The organism is Leisingera sp. NJS204 (genome assembly GCF_004123675.1).
GTDB lineage: Bacteria > Pseudomonadota > Alphaproteobacteria > Rhodobacterales > Rhodobacteraceae > Leisingera.
In genome coordinates this window covers 40,974-56,671 of the sequence record NZ_CP035417.1, presented here as the reverse complement: position 1 = coordinate 56,671, position 15,698 = coordinate 40,974, and the positions used below count along the sequence as shown (strand labels likewise).

General features: G+C 60.5%; 14 protein-coding genes. 5 read left to right on the top strand and 9 right to left on the bottom strand.

Annotation, left to right across the window (positions count from 1 at the left end; genetic code table 11):
• Nucleotides 1-87: 87 nt before the first annotated feature.
• Nucleotides 88-948, top strand: coding sequence for a CobW family GTP-binding protein (locus tag ETW24_RS00260; protein ID WP_129369251.1), 861 nt, complete (start codon nucleotides 88-90; stop codon nucleotides 946-948).
• Between the two features lie 61 nt (nucleotides 949-1,009).
• Here ETW24_RS00260 and ETW24_RS00255 read toward each other — a convergent pair whose 3' ends face one another.
• The 6 genes from ETW24_RS00255 to ETW24_RS00230 all read right to left on the bottom strand — a co-directional run bounded on the left by ETW24_RS00255 (nucleotide 1,010) and on the right by ETW24_RS00230 (nucleotide 7,844).
• Nucleotides 1,010-2,689, bottom strand: coding sequence for an ABC transporter permease (locus tag ETW24_RS00255; protein WP_129369250.1), 1,680 nt, complete (start codon nucleotides 2,687-2,689; stop codon nucleotides 1,010-1,012).
• A 162-nt stretch (nucleotides 2,690-2,851) separates the two neighbouring features.
• Nucleotides 2,852-4,069, bottom strand: coding sequence for a phenylacetate--CoA ligase family protein (locus tag ETW24_RS00250; protein ID WP_129369249.1), 1,218 nt, complete (start codon nucleotides 4,067-4,069; stop codon nucleotides 2,852-2,854).
• Between the two features lie 17 nt (nucleotides 4,070-4,086).
• Nucleotides 4,087-4,935: an ABC transporter ATP-binding protein gene (locus ETW24_RS00245; RefSeq protein WP_129369248.1), complete on the bottom strand. Its 849-nt coding sequence runs from the start codon at nucleotides 4,933-4,935 to the stop codon at nucleotides 4,087-4,089.
• 117 nt (nucleotides 4,936-5,052) lie between these two features.
• A complete protein-coding gene (locus tag ETW24_RS00240) occupies nucleotides 5,053-6,336 on the bottom strand; it encodes an ABC transporter substrate-binding protein (RefSeq protein ID WP_129369247.1) in 1,284 nt (427 codons plus the stop codon).
• Nucleotides 6,337-6,429: 93 nt separating this feature from the next.
• The gene (locus ETW24_RS00235; protein WP_129369246.1) at nucleotides 6,430-7,506 is read right to left on the bottom strand and encodes a branched-chain amino acid ABC transporter permease; all 1,077 of its coding nucleotides are present in this window, start codon (nucleotides 7,504-7,506) and stop codon (nucleotides 6,430-6,432) included.
• Between the two features lie 74 nt (nucleotides 7,507-7,580).
• Nucleotides 7,581-7,844 carry a hypothetical protein gene (locus tag ETW24_RS00230; RefSeq protein WP_129369245.1) on the bottom strand — a complete coding sequence of 88 codons (264 nt, stop codon included), beginning with the start codon at nucleotides 7,842-7,844 and terminating at the stop codon, nucleotides 7,581-7,583.
• Between the two features lie 102 nt (nucleotides 7,845-7,946).
• On the opposite strand from ETW24_RS00230, the gene ETW24_RS00225 reads away from it, so the two are divergent.
• A complete protein-coding gene (locus tag ETW24_RS00225; RefSeq protein ID WP_129369244.1) occupies nucleotides 7,947-8,291 on the top strand; it encodes an SHOCT domain-containing protein in 345 nt (114 codons plus the stop codon).
• Between the two features lie 27 nt (nucleotides 8,292-8,318).
• On the opposite strand, the gene ETW24_RS00220 is transcribed toward ETW24_RS00225, so the two are convergent.
• Both ETW24_RS00220 and ETW24_RS00215 read right to left on the bottom strand, forming a co-directional pair.
• Complete coding sequence (locus ETW24_RS00220; RefSeq protein ID WP_027257202.1) at nucleotides 8,319-9,305, bottom strand: branched-chain amino acid ABC transporter permease; 987 nt, start codon at nucleotides 9,303-9,305, stop codon at nucleotides 8,319-8,321.
• Between the two features lie 102 nt (nucleotides 9,306-9,407).
• Nucleotides 9,408-10,226 (bottom strand): ABC transporter ATP-binding protein, encoded by an 819-nt coding sequence (locus ETW24_RS00215; RefSeq protein WP_027257201.1) that lies wholly within the window; start codon nucleotides 10,224-10,226, stop codon nucleotides 9,408-9,410.
• Between the two features lie 88 nt (nucleotides 10,227-10,314).
• Here ETW24_RS00215 and ETW24_RS00210 point away from each other — a divergent pair, with 88 nt between their 5' ends.
• Nucleotides 10,315-10,500: a hypothetical protein gene (locus tag ETW24_RS00210; protein ID WP_027257200.1), complete on the top strand. Its 186-nt coding sequence runs from the start codon at nucleotides 10,315-10,317 to the stop codon at nucleotides 10,498-10,500.
• A gap of 53 nt (nucleotides 10,501-10,553) precedes the next feature.
• Here ETW24_RS00210 and ETW24_RS00205 read toward each other — a convergent pair whose 3' ends face one another.
• Entirely contained in the window at nucleotides 10,554-12,518 is a 1,965-nt protein-coding gene (locus ETW24_RS00205; protein ID WP_129372788.1) for an AMP-binding protein, read from the bottom strand.
• A gap of 447 nt (nucleotides 12,519-12,965) precedes the next feature.
• Between ETW24_RS00205 and ETW24_RS00200 the strand changes: the two genes are divergently transcribed.
• Together ETW24_RS00200 and ETW24_RS00195 are read left to right on the top strand one after the other, a co-directional pair.
• The gene (locus ETW24_RS00200; RefSeq protein WP_129369243.1) at nucleotides 12,966-14,867 is read left to right on the top strand and encodes a hybrid sensor histidine kinase/response regulator; all 1,902 of its coding nucleotides are present in this window, start codon (nucleotides 12,966-12,968) and stop codon (nucleotides 14,865-14,867) included.
• The gene (locus ETW24_RS00195) at nucleotides 14,864-15,568 is read left to right on the top strand and encodes a response regulator transcription factor (RefSeq protein WP_129369242.1); all 705 of its coding nucleotides are present in this window, start codon (nucleotides 14,864-14,866) and stop codon (nucleotides 15,566-15,568) included. Before ETW24_RS00200 ends, ETW24_RS00195 begins: the two co-directional genes overlap by 4 nt.
• The last annotated feature ends 130 nt before the right edge of the window (nucleotides 15,569-15,698 follow it).

Here is a 15,698-nt window from a genome sequence, read left to right as displayed (position 1 = left end):
GGCCACCGGCCTATAGATTCACGCATCTTGAATTTCGGGGGGAATCATGCAGTCGAGAGCTTTCCGCGCTCTGGAGGAACAGAGCGTATGAACCGGTTGCCGGTAACGATAATCAGCGGCTATCTGGGCGCTGGCAAGACCACGTTAATCAACCGCCTTTTAGCCGAAGACCACGGATTGAAACTGACCGTGATCGTGAATGATTTTGGTGCAATCAACATTGATGACGCCCTGATCCAGGATACCGCTGGCGGCACGATTGCTCTCACCAATGGCTGTGCCTGCTGCACCATGGGCGATGACCTGTCTCTCGCGTTGCGCGACATCCTGAACCGTCCGGACCGTCCGGATCATCTGGTTATCGAGGCCAGCGGTATTTCCGACCCGGTCGCCATAGCCAATTCGGTTCTGAATGAAATCGGGCTGAGTTATGGCGGCATCGTCACTCTGGTGGATGCAGAGAATGCCGGAACCCTGCTGAGCGACCCGCTGGTTGCACCGCAGGCGGAGCAGCAAATCCGCGCCGCTGATCTGGTGATCGTCTCCAAATGCGATGGCATGAACCAGACGGTCTCCGCCCTGCTGGCGAAGGCCGGCGCCCGCACTCCTACCGTGCTGAATGGATCGCCCGTGGCCGAGCTGCTGTTCGACGTGGTGCCGCTGCCCAAGGGCACCGCTGTTGCCGCACATCCCGCCTATACCACCTGGCAGCACCGCAGCAGCGATGTGCTGGACCGCCGTGCACTGGGCAACAAGCTGGCGGCCCGGCCTGCGGGGCTTTACCGGATGAAGGGCTTTGTGCTGACCTCCGGAGGCGCATATGAGCTGCATGTAGTTGGCCGGCATGTTGAAGCCAAACGCTGTGAGGCTGAGGAAACCGTGCTGGTGGGCTTGGGTCCGGCAAACCGGATTTCCCGCGACGAGATTGAGGCCTGGTGGGCAGTATAAGCTGCACCCGGGCCAAGAAAATTCAAATTTTCTTGGCAAGAATTTTCCAAAATTCTTGCGTCTAGCGCCGCCGTCCCACCTGACGGCAGATCAGAATCACCGGCAGCAGCCCCACCGCCATGATCACCAGCGAAGGCACCGCGGCGCCTTCCAGCCGCTCATCCGCCGCCAGCCGGTGCGCCTGCACCGCCAGCGTGTCGAAATTGAATGGCCGCATTATCAGCGTCGCGGGCAGCTCCTTCATCACATCGACAAACACAATCAGCAGCGCGGTCAGCAGGCTGGGCGTCAGGATCGGCAGATGCACCCGGCGCAGCATCCCAAGCGGCCCCTGCCCCAAGGAGCGCGCCGCCGCATCCATGTTGGAATGCATCGTGGCCTGGCCGCCCTCATAAGCGCCAAGAGCGGCGGCCATGAACCGCACGCCGTAGGCCGCGACCAGCAGCCAGATCGACCCTGTCACCAGCAGCCCTGTGCGAATGCCGAAACTTTCCCGCATCCAGGCATCCAGCGCGTTGTCAAAGGCGGCAAAAGGCACGATCAGCCCCACCGCGATCACCCCGCCCGGCACCGCATAGCCCAGCCGCGCAAAATAGGCCGCGGTTGAGGACACCTGCCCGGGCCGCAGCCGCTGGTAAAAGCCAAGGCACACTGCGGCTGCCACGGTCAGAACTGCAGCAGTTGCCGCCAAAGTGATCGAGTTGGCAGTGAAATCGATATAGCGCCGGCTGAACAGGTTCTGCTCAGACTCAAAACTCATCAGGAACAGCACCGCCACAGGCAGTAAAAACCCCAGCACCACCGGCACCGCGCAGAAGAAGGCTGCGACCGCCGCCTGGAGCCCCTTCAGCTCGGCCGGCGGCATCTGGTTATGATGCTTGCCCGCGTGATGATACTTCGCCCGCCCCCGTGTCGCCCGCTCCGCTACGGCGAGCGTCAGGGCAAAGCCCAACAGGCACAGAGCCAGCTGCGCCGCCCCGCCCCGGTCGCCCAGCGAAAACCAGCTGGTGTAAATCCCGGTGGCAAATGTCTGCACGCCGAAATAGGAGACCGTGCCGAAATCCGCGATGGTCTCCATCACTGCCAGCAGTACACCCGAGGCAATCGCCGGCCGCGCCATTGGCAGGCTGACCATCCAGAATGCCTGCCAGGCGTTCTTGCCCAACGCCCGTGCCGCCAGAAAAGCGCCCGCGCTCTGCTGCAGAAACGCCGCCCGCGCCAGCAGGTAAACATAGGGGTAAAGCACCAAAACCAGCATCGCCGCTGCCCCGCCTGTGGAGCGGATTTCAGGGAACCAGTAGTCCCGCGGCCCCCAGCCGGTCACATCCCGCAGCGTGGCCTGCACGAAACCAGGGTGGTCCAGAATATGGGTATAGGCATAGGCCAGAACATAGGCCGGAAACGCCAGCGGCAGGACCAGAGCGATTTCCAGAAACCGCGCGCCGGGAAAGCGCGTCATAGTCACCAGCCAGGCAGCACCGGTGCCGATTGCAAATGTGCCAAGCGCGACCAGCGCGACCAGTGCCAGTGTCGTCAGCGAATATCCCGGCAGCACCGTGGCCGCCAGATGGCTGATCGTCTCCGTCCCGCCGAATGCCGCTGCCAGAGCCACCGCCAGCATCGGCAGCACGCAAGACAGGGCCACCGCCCAGGCCAGAAAGGCAAAAACACCGCCGCGGCTCCTTCCACCGCTGCGGCGCCCGTAGGGGGCATACTTTATGGGGTCATTCGCGGCAGTCATTTTACGGCAGTCACAGGTCCGGCTGATGGTTCGCGTTGCCCTATTACGACTATTCCAGTCAGAAATTCCAGCCAGAAAGCACTGCTTGCGCTCCGCCTGCTTGCGGAACAGTAAACGGGCGTCTGATGCCGGCGCCCGTGCTTCTTGGATCCTGCGAAGAAATCAGTCGTAGTTTCGCAGATCCTCGATCACCAGCCCGTCCTTGGGCAATGCGTCCGGTGCCACAACCTCAACTTTGCCCTTGAGCTTCAGCACCTCGATCACCGAGCGGGCATAGGCTGCCTCGTCGCCGCCCTGCGCCTCAATCTGCACGGTCATTGCATCCATCTCGCCATCGCGGCTGGCAACCACACGCGCCTTGACGATCTCGTCATGTTTGTCGACCAGCGCCGCCACCTGCTCGGGCCGCACAAACATGCCTTTGATCTTGGTGGTCTGATCCGCCCGGCCCATCCAGCCCTTGATCCGTAAATTGGTGCGGCCGCAGGGCGAAACGCCCGGCATCACTGCCGACAGATCGCCGGTGGCAAAACGGATCAGCGGATAATCCGGGTTCAGCGTTGTCACCACAACCTCACCCACTTCGCCGGGTGCCACCGGATTGCCGGTGCCGGGAGTGACAATCTCGACGATCACATGCTCGTCGACAATCATCCCCTCCATAGCCGGGCTTTCATAGGCGATATTGCCCAGATCAGCGGTGGCGTAGCACTGCAGGCAGGAAATCCCGCGATCAGCATACTCCTGACGCAGGGAAGGAAACAGCGCGCCGCCGCCCACCGCCGCCTTGGTAAAGGCCAGCTCCACACCCATGGCGTCGGCCTTGTCCAGAATCACCTTCAGGTAATCCGGCGTGCCGGCATAGGAGGTGGCACCAACATCACGCGCAGCCGTCACCTGCAACTCTGTCTGGCCGGTGCCGGCAGGCAACACCGCCGCGCCCACCGCCCGCGCACCGTTTTCAAAAATCATGCCCGCAGGTGTCAGATGGTAGCCGAAACAGTTCTGCACTACATCGCCCTGGCCGATCCCGGCAGCGTTCAGAAACCGCCCCATCCGCCACCAGTCGCCATCCACCCCGCCCGGCTCATAGATCGGGCCGGGGCTTTGGAAAACATGGGCAAAGCCGGTCGCGGGTTTCACGGTGAAACCGCCAAAGGGCGGGTTCCCTGCCTGCGCCCGGCTCAGCTCCGACTTCCGCAGCACCGGCAGCGCCGCCAAGGCCTCCGCCGAGATCACCGCCGCCGGATCCACACCGTCCAGCAATTCTGCATATCCGGAGGCAGACCGCGCACGGGCGATCTGCTCTGGCAAGGCCTTGGCAAGATCTGCGGCGCGTTCATCTGCGCTGCGGGTCTCAAGCGTGTCAAAATAGGTCATCACGTCATCTCCCCGCATCAGCTCAGCCACCTCTTGCGGCGCCGGTAAGACCGCACGTCGCGAAAACTCTTGCGCCCTTCATCCGACATGCCGAGGTAGAATTCCTTTACATCCGGGTTCTCCCGCAGCTCAGCCGCAGGCCCGTCCATCACCACACGGCCCGACTCCAGGATATAACCGTAATGTGCATAGCGCAGGGCCACGTTGGTGTTCTGCTCGGCCAAAAGGAAGGTCACCCCTTCTTTCTCGTTGATCGACTTCACGATCTCGAAAATCTGCTCCACCAGCTGCGGCGCCAGCCCCATCGAGGGCTCATCCAGCAGGATCGTCTCGGGCCGGGACATCAGCGCACGGCCCATCGCCACCATCTGCTGCTCGCCGCCCGAGGTATAACCGGCCTGGCTTTTGCGGCGCTCCTTCAGACGCGGGAAATAGTGATAGACCATCTCCAGATCGTCCTGAATCTTTGCACTGCTGTCCGAACGGGTATACGCACCGGTCAGCAGGTTTTCCTCCACCGTCAAATGCTCAAAACAATGGCGGCCTTCCATCACCTGAATGACGCCCTTCTTCACCAGCTCGGCCGGGTCCTGCTCATGCACATGCGCGCCGCGGTACTTGATCGAGCCTTTGGTGACCTCGCCGCGTTCCGAATGCAGCAGGTTCGAGATCGCCTTCAGCGTGGTGGTCTTGCCAGCCCCGTTGCCGCCCAGCAGCGCGGTTATGCCGCCCTTGGGGACATTCAGGCTGACGCCCTTCAGAACGAGGATCACGTGATTGTAGATCACCTCGATATTGTTGACCTCCAGCAGGGTCTCGGCCTGCACATCGGCGGTGTCGGCGGCGGTATTCGCTGCATCCAGCATCAAAGCGTGTCCTCATGACTGTCCCGGACCTGAACCGGAACCCTGTTGAGTGGCGCGGCAGCTCTCTGCCGCGCCGGTTGTTTCCGGCCCCGCCAAGGCTAGGGCCGGTCAAGGCCCTTACTTGCAGCGGGACTCAATGTTGTTTTCAGCCGCATAGGCGCCCGAATCTTCTTCGATCAGCTTACCGATCACTTCGGTATCGGACGGTTTGAAGTCCGAAATCAGCGACCAGGTTTTGCTCTCTGCATCCCACTGGGTCACACCCACCAGGCCAGGGCCGCCGTGGTTGTCGCAGGAAACATTGAAGGTCGGGCCAAAGTTCGGCATCCCCAGCGCAGCCATCTTGGCTTCGTCGATCACCAGCGCTTCCATGCCGTCCCGCATCATCGCAGCGTTGATATCCGCAGTGCCATGAATACCTTGCGCGGTCTTGGCGGCTTCGGCTGCCAGCATCGCCGCGTACATGCCGCGGTTATACAGTACGTTACCAACCTGATCGCCCGCACCTGCGGCCTTGCCCGCATCGACGACATATTTCTGGATGTCGTCAAACACCGGGAAGTCGCGGCCGACGTTGTGGAAGGTCACGGCCTTGTAGCCGTCCGCCTTGTCACCTGCCGGCATCACGTCATGCTCGGCACCGGACCACCACACACCGATGAAATTCTCCATCGGGAAACGGATGTTGGCAGCTTCTTGAATTGCCACCTGGTTCATCACACCCCAGCCCCACATCACGACATTGTCGGGACGCTCGCGGCGGATCTGCAGCCACTGCGACTTCTGCTCCTGGCCCGGGTGGTCCACCGGCAGGGCGATCAGCTCGAAACCGTGTTTCTTGGACAGCTCCTCCAGGGTGCGGATCGGTTCCTTGCCATAGGCAGAGTTATGATAGATCAGCGCGATCTTCTTGCCGCTGATGTCGCCGCCGTTGGATTCCAGCAAGTAGTTCACAACGCCCGAGGCACCGTTCCAGTAGTTGGCCGGATAGTTGAACACATGGCTGAACACTTCGCCGTTCGCCGCCGAGGTACGGCCATAGCCCATGGTGTGCAGCGGGATGTTATCTGCGGTCACCTTGGGGATCAGCTGATAGGTGATACCGGTGGACAACGGTTGATAGATCAGCGCGCCCTGGCCCTTGGTGGATTCGTAGCATTCCACACCTTTTTCGGTGTTATAGCCGGTCTCGCATTCGATCACTTTGGCCGGAACACCGCCGATGCCGCCATCGCGCTCGTTCAGCAGGGTGAAATAGTCGTTATAGCCGTCCGAAAACGGAATGCCGCCGGCCGCATAAGGCCCGGTGCGGTAGCTGAGGTCCGGGAACACCAGGTCCGCCATTGCCGGTCCGGCTGCCATTGCGGCGCCCAGCGCCAGTGTGGTCAGTGTCTTTTTCATCGGCTTAAATCCTCCCTATGGTCTTATCCGATTGTTTCTTAAAACGGGGGTAGTCTTGCTTTTCTCCCCGCCGGTTTCCAGGCCGTGCCCGCATCAGTGCGGGAAGGGCCACAGTCTCAGTTTTTCCTTGGCGACGCGCCACAGCTGCGCCATGCCGTGCGGCTCGGCTATCAGGAACACCACGATCAGCGCCCCCACGATCACCAGCTGGAAATGCGCCACGATATCAGTTGGCCAGCCCAGGAGATCGACGCCCACCACCTTCAGCACCACCGGCAAGAGCACCAGAAAGGCCGCGCCGGCAAAGGAGCCGAAGATCGACCCCAGCCCGCCCAGGATCACCATGAACAGCACCAGGAACGACTTGTTGATGCCAAAGGCCTCGCCGACCTCGACCGCACCCAGGTAGACCGCAAAGAACAGCGCGCCGGAAATCCCGATGAAAAAGCCGGACACGGCAAAGGCCGTCAGTTTCGCCTTCAGCGGGTTCACCCCGATGATTTCAGCCGCGATATCCATGTCGCGGATCGCCATCCAGCTGCGGCCCACAGTGCCGCGGGTCAGGTTGCGGGCCACCAGCGCGCAGAACGTCAGGAAAATCAGGCAGAACAGATAGGTGGCCCAGGCCGGCGCATTGGGGCCGGTGATCAGGATGCCAAAGGTATCGCGCTCCGGCGCGTTGATCTGGCCCGAAGCCGAATAGTTGTAAAACCACGGCACCCGGTTGAACAGCCACACCAGGAAAAACTGCGCCGCCAGCGTCGCCACCGCCAGATAGAAACCCTTGATGCGCAGCGAGGGCAGGCCGAAGGCCATGCAGACCACCGCGGTGATGCCGCCCGCCAGGATCACATGGATGAACATGCTGACCTCGGGAAAGGCTGTCATCAGTTTGTAGCAGGCATAGGCCCCCACGGCCATGAACCCGCCGGTGCCCAGGGACACCTGCCCGCAGTATCCGACAAGAATGTTCAGCCCGATCGCCGCAATTGAATAGATCAGGAACGGCAGCAGGATCGCATTGGCCCAGTAGTCGTTGACCAGGAAGGGGATGATGCCAAAGGCCACCGCCAGCACCACATAATAGCGGACACGGTCGAACTTGATCGGGAAGGTCTGGCTGTCATCGGCATAGGAGGTTTTGAAGTCTCCGGCTTCACGGTAGAACATGTCTCAGATGCTCCCTTTCTGTTGCAAACAGGGCCCGGTCCGGGTGTTTGTCTTGAATGTTTCAGCAGCGGCAATCATTCGATCTGCCCCCATTGCGCCTGTGCCGCGTCGCGCTGCGCGCGGGTTATCCGGTTTGACGGTTTGGCATAGCCGCTGCGCTCGCTGCCGCGCACCAGACGCAGGTATGCAATGATGCCGGTAATCAGTCCTGAGGCCGCCAGCAGCGACGCGGTGACAATCTGGGTTTCCGTGAACCCTTCCGCGGTCAGCGCCAGATAGCCGAACGCCCAAAAACCCGCCCAGGCAATCACGTTGATGACGGCAATCGCCTTGGTCATGCCGCACCGCCAGCGTTAACCAATTTGTCAGAAATCCGTGCCTGGCCACATTTTGCCCATTTCTTTCTGCCACCCTGTTCCTGGGTAAAGTGAGTGGGATCAATGACCGCGATTTTTGAGGAAATCCGGCGGCTGGAGGCCGCGCGGAAGAAGGGTGACATTTCAGCAGCCGAATTTGCAGAGGCCAAGGGCCGGCTGCTGGCAACGGTGGAAGACGCAACAGTGCTGCCGCCGTTCGAATTCGAGCCGCCGCGCCGGGAGGCACGCAGGGAAACCTCTGGGACCGCACCCGGCCCTTGGGGGCTGATGCTGATGGGGCTTGCCGGGGCCGGGCTGCTAACGCTCCTGGCCGGGCAGCTGATCGGCGATCTGACCATCGCCTTTACGCTGGTTGCCACAGTATTCGCCGCCATTGTCATCGCCGCATTCCGCAAGCTGGAAAGCTGAACAGGCCGGGAGCAGGTCATATGAACCTCAGACCCGTTCAATGATCTTCTCCCCGAACAGGCCCTGCGGGCGGAACACCAGGAACAGCAGTGCCAGAACATAGGCAAACCAGTTCTCGGTGGCGCCGCCGACCATCGGGCCGATGGCAAACTCGAACAGTTTCTCACCCACACCGATGATCAGCCCGCCGACAATGGCGCCGGGGATCGAGGTGAAGCCGCCCAGCATCAGCACCGGCAGCGCCTTCAGCGCGATCAGCGACAATGAGAACTGCACACCGGATTTAGTGCCCCAGACGATGCCCGCGACCAGCGCCACAAACCCTGCGACCGACCAGACCAGCACCCAGATGAAGTTCAGCGAGATGCCGACCGACAGCGCCGCCTGGTGGTCATCCGCCACCGCGCGCATCGCCCGGCCCTGCTTGGTGTATTGGGCAAAGCAGACCAGCCCGGCCACCAGCAGCGCCGCAATCACCGTCGCCACGATATCCAGATTGTCGATAAAGAAGCCGTAGCCGAAGATGTTGAAGGTGGTCTCGTCAATCCACAGGTTGATGCCCTGCGGCAGACCGACGTCCAGTGTCTTGATCTCGGACCCCCACATCAGGTCGGCAACGCCTTCCAGGAAATAGGCAAGACCAATAGTGGCCATGAACAGGATGATCGGCTCCTGACCCACTAGGTGCTTCATCACCAGCACCTGCACCAGCCAGGCCAGCAGCACCATCACCCCGACAGTCAGAGCAATTGCCAGCACACCGGGAACGTTCCAGCCGAAATGGGTGATATGGCCGCCAAAGACCGCATTTATGATATGCGCAAAGGGCACCTGCCCCTGCATGATCCCCACCAGCGTCATTGCCGCAAACAGCGCCATCACGCCTTGGGCATAGTTGAAAATGCCGGAAGCCTTGTAGATCAGCACAAAGCCCAGCGCGACCAGCGCATAAAGCACGCCTGCCATCAGGCCGTTCAGCGTCACTTCCATCGCAAAGACGAGTTGTTCGGGCATTAGAGGCTCTCCACGGAATTCTGCACTGCGGCGGTGCTCAGGGGCTGCACAGGGGGTGTACGGATGTCACCCTGCCGGGGCCGGGTGTTGCTGCATTGCAACTCAGTCATGACTGACCCCCAGATATGCGTCGATCACATCCTGGTTATTGCGCACCTCATCCGGGGTGCCGTCGCCGATTTTCTTACCGTAATCCATCACCACGACGCGGTCCGACAGATCCATCACCACCCCCATATCGTGTTCGATCAGGGCGATGGTGGTGCCGAATTCGTCGTTCACATCCAGGATGAAGCGGGACATGTCCTCCTTCTCCTCGACGTTCATGCCGGCCATTGGTTCATCCAGCAGCAAAAGCTTTGGTTCGGCAGCCAGGGCACGTGCCAGTTCAACCCGTTTCTTCAGACCATAAGGCAGCCGTGACACCGGGGTCTTGCGGATGTGCTGGATCTCCAGAAAGTCGATGATCCGCTCCACAACCTCGCGGTTTTCGGTCTCTTCCTTTTCCGCCTTGCCCTTCCACAGAGCCTGCGAAAACAAGCCTGTTTTCATATAGTTGAGCCGTCCGGTCATGACGTTGTCCAGCACGCTCATGCCTTCGAACAGCGCGATATTCTGGAAGGTGCGTGCGATGCCCTGGCGGGCCACCTCATAGGGGCGCATCTGCGGGCGCTTCTTGCCGTGAAACAGCACCTCGCCTTCCTGCGGCACATAGAAGCCTGAGATCACGTTCAGCATTGAGGATTTGCCGGCCCCGTTGGGACCGATGATCGCGCGGATCTCGCCTTCGCGGATGTCAAAGGAGATATCCTTGATCGCCACCACACCGCCGAACCGCAGGGTGATGTTCTTCATCTCCATCACCACACCGCCGATGGTCCGGCCGTCTTCGGTGACATAGCTTAAGGAATTGTCAAGCATAACAACGGCCTCCATTATTCTGCCACATAGAAATTTTAAGGTTTCCATGCGATACTTGAAAAAAACGAGCAGCAAGGAGACCAAAACAATGTTTGGCGAACTTGAACATTCCTGCCTTCTGAAGATGGCCGTCGAATGCAAGCAGATGGGCCTCAGCCAATCCGAAAGCCTGACCTCGATCATCGAGCAGACACACGGGTTCAGCTCTCCCTTCAAGATCCAGCAGGTGGTCAACACGGCCTTCAATCCCGGCCTCAATCCCGACTTGATCTGAGATCTGCCCGGCCTGCCCGGCACGGGGCAGATTTTTCTCCGGAAATACGTGCATCATTCCGCGGCCACCTTGTGAACCGCAGCCGGTTTCACGTCCGCATCGACAATAGTCAGCGTCGCGCTGATGGACCCTTTGCGGCCGTCTTCATAGGTCACTTCCGTTACGGTCGAGACCTGCTCCGAACCGTCGTACAGCGCGGTTATGATATCGTCGAATTTCTCCTCAACAATACGGCGGCGCACTTTGCGGGTGCGGGTCATTTCGCCGTCATCAGCGTCCAGTTCCTTGTGCAGAACCACAAAGCGGTGGATCTGGCAGCCTGACAGCATCGGGTCTTCCGCCACCGATTGGTTCACCGCCGACACATGCTCACGGAGTGACTCCAGGACTTGCGGATGCCCGGCCAGTTCCTGATAGGATGCATAGGCGATATTGTTACGCTCTGCCCAGTTTCCTACAGCCGTCAGGTCAATATTGATAAAGGCCACGCAGCGGTCTTTGCCATTTCCAAACAGCACTGCTTCCAGAATGTCCGGGTAGAATTTCAGTTTGTTTTCCACATACTTAGGCGCAAACATCGCACCATCAGCCATTTTGCCCACGTCCTTGGCACGGTCGATGATCCGCAGGTGGCCGGAGCCTTCCTCAAAGAAACCGGCATCGCCAGTGGCTACCCAGCCCTCCGGATCCTTGGTTGAGGCGGTAGAGTCCGGATTGTTAAAATATTCCACAAACGTGCCCGGCGAGCGGTAGTAGATTTCACCGTTGTCGCCGATCTTGATTTCCACCTCCGGTGCAGGAACACCTACGGTATCGGCACGTACTTCGCCATCCGGCTGCACGGTGATGAACACGGTGGCTTCGGTCTGACCGTAAAGCTGTTTCAGGTTGATACCCAGAGAGCGGTAGAAATCAAAGATCTCCGGCCCGATTGCCTCCCCCGCGGTATAGCCCACACGGATGCGGCCGTAGCCAAGCGTATCCTTGAGCGGGCCGTAAACCAGCACATTGCCCAATGCGTATTTCAGCCGGTCCATCAGACCCACCGGCTTGCCGTCCAAAATGTCGCCTCCGACTTTCTTGGCATGGGCCAGAAAATGGTGGAACATCTTGCGCTTCAGTGCGCCGGCGTCCTCCATCCGGATCATCACATTGGTCAGCTGGCCTTCGAACACCCGCGGCGGTGCAAAGAAGTAAGTCGGACCAATCTCCCGCAGGTCGGTCATCATGGTATCGGCGCTTTCCGGGCAGTTCACGCAGAAGCCGCACCAGTAGGCCTGGCCGATTGAGAAGATGAAATCGCCCACCCATGCCATCGGCAGGTAGGACAGGATGTTCTCACCCAAAGTCAAATGGTCGAACTCAGCCGAGTTCTTGGCGCTCTGGATCACATTCCGGTTCGACAGCACCACGCCCTTGGGCTTGCCGGTGGTGCCTGAGGTATAAAGCATTACGCAGGTGCTGTCGTAGGTCAGCTTGGCCTGGCGCGCCTGCAGCTCACCGGTCAGTTCGTCGCGCGCCGCGCGGCCCTGATCCTGGATATGGCTGAACTGGTGCAGCTGGGTATGCTCGTATTTCCGCATCCCGCGCGGGTCGAGATAGATCATATGCTCAAACTGGTGCAGCTGATCCTGGATCTCGATCACCTTGTCGGCCTGCTCCTGATCGCCCACGATCACAAAGCGTGCGCCGCAATGGCCCAGCACATAGGCCATCTCTTCGGCCACCGCGTCCTGATAGAGCGGTACCGGCACGGCGCCCACCGCCTGCGCAGCAACCATCGACCAATAGAGATAAGGACGATTGCGGCCGATGATAGCGACAAAATCACCCTCATTCACGCCAAGGTTGATGAGGCCCAGCGCCAGTGCCTCTATTTCCTTTGCCGCCTCGGCCCAGGTCCAGCATTGCCAAATGCCGAATTCCTTTTCCCGGTAGGCCGGTGCATTAGCGAATTGCGCCGCATTGCGTTGAAGCAGCGCCGGCAGGGATAACATCCCTTCGGCGCCCATCTGCATCTGAGCCAACTTTCTTTCCTCCCTTTCCGGCGTTGCTGCCGGACCTGACCGCTGCCCGCGGTTCTGGCCCCGAGTAGGGACGTGCAAAGAATAGCCCGTCAACTTTTTCCTGATGTTTTCCCAAATCTTACGAATTGTAACAATGCTGTTCCCCTTGTTTTACGGGCTGTTACGCAAGTCGCCGTACCACCGGGCACAGAAAATCCTGCAGCCTTCGCAAACACGCCCGGGCAAAGCGCGCGGGATGCGCACGAACTGGCCGGAATTCGAATCAAACGCAGCGGGCAGCCGTTTCAAGTTTCGCATCACTTGCACCATCTTCCGCTCACCGCGTTCGGCAACCCTAAGGAGACCGCCGGTCTGACGCGACGGCATGGCCTTCTCCCGCGGCTGAATGGCGATTTGCCCCGCACCCGCCGCGATGCTAGCCATGAAGCGGGGAGAACCATGAACCGAACAAGCAAGCCGCACGCCGCCATGACCACCGCCGGGCTGAACCTGATCGCCCAGGCGCTGTCGATCTATGACAACGATCTGCGCCTGGCGGTCTGCAACAGGCGTTTCCAAGAGATGTTCTCACTGCCTGATCACCTGGTGCAGCCGGGGGCGTCCTTTGCCGACACCATCCGCTTTCTTGCGGAGGCCGGTGAATACGCGCCGGAAACAGATACCCAGGACATCGTGCAAAGCCGGGTTGCTCAGGCACTGGATTTTGTGCCGCATTACCTGGAGCGTGAACGGCCCAACGGGCAGATGATTTCGATCGAAGGCTCGCCATTGCCGCAGGGTGGCTGGGTCACCGTCTATACCGACATCACCCGTACCAAACAGGCAGAGCAACTGCTGCACTCCCGGTCCGAGGAACTGTCAGAGAAACTGATTACCCATACCGAGGAACTATCCGCCGCCAACCGCCAGTTGGAAGCCACAAATACGGCCCTGGAAGAGACCAAGAGACAGCTGACCGAGATAGAAGGCCGTACCCGGCTGACGACCGAGATGATGCCCGCTCATATCGCCCACGTCGATGCAGACGGGTATTACACCTATACCAACCGCCGCCTCAGCTCGGTGTTTCCCAGCCGCCCCTCCGACATCCTCGGCATGCATATTGCGGACGCACTGGGAGAGGCTGCTTTTGACCGGATCGAGCCGCATTTGCTGGCCGCCTACAAGGGCAGCAGCCCGGTGTTCGAGTTCACTGAGAGCCACGGCAGCCGCCGCATCCGGGTGGCCTTTACCCCGGACCAGCACGGCGGCGTCTATATCCTGTCGATGGATGTGACCGAGGAAACCCAGGCCCGGGTTGCCCTGCAGCAGGCCCGCCGCCGCGAGATGGCGGCGCAGATGACCAGCGGCCTGGCACATGATTTTTCCAACCTTTTGACCATTATTCTCGGAATGCAAAGCAAACTGGAGAAAATGGGGCTGAGCGGTGAGGCAACCGAACTGGTCCAAGGCACGCTTTCGGCCGCAAAACGCGGCGGCCGGCTGCTAAGCCGGATTGCCGAAATGACCGGCCAGCGCACCTTGCGCCCGCAGGCGGCCGACATGCATGCGCTGCTGGGTGAACTGAAGATCCTCGCCTCTCCTTCGCTGCCGCAGGGAATTGGGCTAAGCATCCTTGATAACATGCCGGACGAGGTGCTGCTTCTGGACAGCGGCAAGCTGCAGGATGCGCTTTTGAACCTGATCCTGAATGCCCGCGACGCTTGCGGAACTTCGGGCCAGATAACTGTCAGCGCCCACGCAGTCGGGCAGACCTGGGTGGAAATCACGGTGACCGACAGCGGCCCCGGTTTCTCCCCCGAAGCGCTGGACAAGGCGTTGAATCCTTTCTTCACCACCAAAGGCAGCGAAGGCTCCGGTCTTGGCCTGCCAATGGTTTACGACATGGCCAAACTGGCCGGCGGCGACATGCGGATCAGCAACACCCAAACCGGCGCTTCGGTGACCCTGCGGCTGCCCTACCGGCTGGCACCAGATGCCAAGGGCGGCATGGCCTTGTTGGTCGAGGACAGCCAGGAACTGCGTGCCGCCTTTCGCGATATGCTGATTGATCTTGGCTATTCGGTGATCGAAGCGGCCAGCGTGGACGAAGCCAGTGCGCTCACCGCCGACTTGCCAGACATCGCGCTGGTGCTCTCCGACATCAAACTGGAAGGGACTGCTACCGGCATCGACTTGGCCACCCGGCTTGACGGTTCAAACCTGCCTTGCATCCTGATGACGTCCCTTCCCGTCAGCGACCCGTTGTTCCGCAAGGCCTTGAAATGCGGCCCGGTTTTGCGCAAACCCTTCACCACGCATCAACTGTCCGCGCTGATCAAACCGGAGCCCGCCGCATGACATCGCCCTTGGTCACCATCCTGGATGACGAGCCGGAAATCCGCCGGATCCTGACCAGCACGCTGGAGGACGCGGGCTTCCGCACCCAAAGTTTCGCCCGCGCGCGCGAATTCGAGGCGGCTCTGAACCGGATGGCACCCGATGTCTGCCTGGTCGATCTGTCGCTGCCTGACACCGATGGGCTGGCGTTGGTGCACCGGCTTGCACTGGAGCAAGGCGCGGCGGTCATCATCATCTCCGGCCGCGCCCAGGTGCAGGACCGGGTGACGGGGCTGGAACTGGGAGCAGATGATTACATCACCAAACCGTTTGATCCGGCCGAAGTTGTCGCCCGGGTCCGCGCCCGCCTGCGCAGCGCCCCCCGCACAGCGGCTCCTGCCAGCGACACTGCCCGGTTCTCCGGCTGGACCGCGCATTTCGACCGCTATTTGCTGGAAGATGAAGCAGGCAGCGAAACCCCGTTTTCCCACGCCGAGGGCGAAGTTCTGCGATTGTTCCTCGACAGCCCCAAGCGGCTGATCTCCCGCGCCCAGATGCAGGAGGCGCTTGGCGGTGCGGCTGGTGAAAGCTTTGACCGGGCAATGGATGTGCGCGTCTCCCGCCTGCGCACCAAGTTGCGCGAAGACCCCAAGAATCCACGTCTGATCAAGACGATCTATGGCGCGGGCTACATCTTCCTGGGCGATGTGGACTGGGGCTGATCCTGTTCCGGTACAAAACCAATTTTCCCGCACTGCGCTCTTTCTTCCAGATAAGAAGAGCGAAAGAAAACGCAGCTGCAGTGTTTTACCGACCTTGTCCATTCTGGCTAAGCCGGTGTTCGCCGCGGCG